The sequence below is a fragment of the Oceanobacillus sp. J11TS1 genome (genome assembly GCF_018333215.1).
Taxonomy (GTDB): Bacteria; Bacillota; Bacilli; order Bacillales; family Amphibacillaceae; genus Oceanobacillus.
Genome location: NZ_BORO01000062.1, coordinates 1 through 1,177, shown reverse-complemented (window position 1 = coordinate 1,177; position 1,177 = coordinate 1). Strand labels below are relative to the sequence as shown.

Genomic DNA, 1,177 nt, shown 5'->3' with positions numbered 1-1,177 from the left:
GATGACGTACAATAGTCTGTGTAAGCTGAATAAATAGGAAAGGTAAGGTTATCCTACCCATTAGTTAATCATCACAAAAACTAAGAAGAGGAGACCTTACCTATGTCTACTAGTATAACTGATAATGATTTTTCTAAACAAATGGAAGAGCTAGTTTTAAAATTTGTTAAAGATAACCTGGAGTCTATTTTAAAAGAAGAAATGAAAAACTTCTTTGAAGTGGAACACCCTGAGTTGAAAAACAGTAAGAATGGTTTTTACGAACGTATTCTAGACACAAAATATGGTCGTATTGATGATCTAACGGTTCCTAGAGACCGTAAAGGACACTTTCAGACGGCTCTATTTGACCCTTATCAGAGGCAGGAAAGATGGCTGGGAGAGACCATTATTACGATGTATCAAAAAGGATTCAGCACGCGCGAATTAGGTAATTTTATTGAAAGGATATTAGGCAAATCTTATTCTCCTGGGACTATAAGTAATATTACCGATGTGCTTGTTGAAGACATTAAAGAATGGCAACAGCGCCCTTTACCGAAACGGTATACTGTTCTCTATTTAGACGGTACTTATTTGAAATTACGACGTCAGGATGTCGATAGTGAGGTTGTTTACGTCGTTGTTGGCATTACAGAGGATGGATTTAAAGAAATTGTTGGGTTTTATATCGGAGGAAAAGAAAGCTCTTTAGGATGGAAAGAAGTTCTGTTTGACCTCCGTGATCGAGGACTTAAAGAGGTTCTATTGGGCGTCTTTGATGGTCTCACCGGACTGGAAAGTGCCTTTAAAGAAATCTATCCTCAAGCCGATGTACAGCGCTGTGTTGTGCATAAAGTTAGAAATACACTGCACAGTATACGCAAAAAAGACAAAGAGGAATTAACAAAAGGATTAAAAAATGTGTACAAAGCTGGGTCAAAGGAAGAGGCTCATGAACAGTTTGAGATATTTAAAAAGAATTGGAAAAGTATCTATCCAAAAGTTGTTCAATCGTGGGAGGAAGACTTACCAGTACTATTGACATTTCTTAAATATCCAAGGATTATCCGTCCTCAAATTTATACGACAAACACCATAGAACGCACCATGAAAGAGATAAAAAAACGCACAAAAACAATGAACAGTTTACCAAACGAAAAAGCTGTAGAAAAAATCGTTTACTTGGTAGCGATAG

1 protein-coding gene is annotated in these 1,177 nt (G+C 36.8%); it reads left to right on the top strand.

Annotated features, from left to right (window positions below; translation table 11 throughout):
• Window positions 1-102: 102 nt before the first annotated feature.
• On the top strand, window positions 103-1,177 hold a 1,075-nt coding region (locus KI343_RS19765; RefSeq protein ID WP_212928118.1), incomplete at its 3' end, for an IS256 family transposase.